This window comes from Mesorhizobium waimense, from assembly GCF_003601975.1.
Classification (GTDB): Bacteria; Pseudomonadota; Alphaproteobacteria; order Rhizobiales; family Rhizobiaceae; genus Mesorhizobium; species Mesorhizobium waimense.
Genome location: NZ_QZWZ01000178.1, coordinates 1 through 844 on the forward strand (window position 1 = coordinate 1; position 844 = coordinate 844).

Genomic DNA, 844 nt, shown 5'->3' on the forward strand with positions numbered 1-844 from the left:
CTCACCAAGATGTTCCCCACGGCTGCGGCCGTTCAGTTGGCCATTGTCTTGACGGTCGCGACCGACGGCGACGCATCAAACACCATCGCGTGAGCCTTTTCCTTGCGCCATATCTTCACCCGGCGTTGCAGTGTGCGCAAAAGGAGATCTGGGTACTTCTCTGGGTACTCCGCCTGCGGACGCTCGAGCAGTTCCCGGCTCGTCCGCCACGGTTCTTCGTCAAACCAAGCACGCAATCGGTCGGTGACTCCTGCAAAAGGATCAGGTCGCCGCCGTTCTCGCTTTTGCTTTGGTTTCAGCTCCGCGGTGGGGCGGATTTCGCCCTCTTTCCAGGCAGTTCGCAACCCTGAGAGGAACCGATCGAGCGCGGGCTCGGTCACCACGGGCGCCGGTGTGGGGGATTGATCGGCGATGGCGACAAGACGCTGTTGTGCGAATCTCATGTCCCTCAGCAGCCTGACGGGATCCAGCCGCGCATATATTTGCAACAGCTCCATTCGAACGGATTCCGGCGTCCGCCGGTCTTCCAGCAGCCGCTGGCAGGGAGTTGCCGGAGGATAATACCGCTTGCGCACCCGGGCACCGTCACGTTCCTTCAGCCAGCTTGAACGACGGCTGGAAGAAGTTCACGAACAGCCGCACCGTCGAATAGAGCTGCGCGAGCGCTGCGGCGGCTTCAAGTCCCTCCAGCCGGCGATAGCCGACAATGCGGCGAACAACGGCGCCGTTCTTCTGCTCGACAAATGCCTGGTCATTCTTGCGGTAAGGCCGGCAGCGGGTGAACTCGATGCCACCGTCCCGGCAGTAATCGCGCACAGTCTCATTCAGGAACACGCTGTCATTG

At 61.3% G+C, this 844-nt stretch carries 1 pseudogene; it reads right to left on the bottom strand.

The window, feature by feature from the left end:
- Positions 1–32: 32 nt before the first annotated feature.
- Positions 33–844 (bottom strand): annotated as a pseudogene (locus D3227_RS40485) (transposase); the annotation flags it as partial.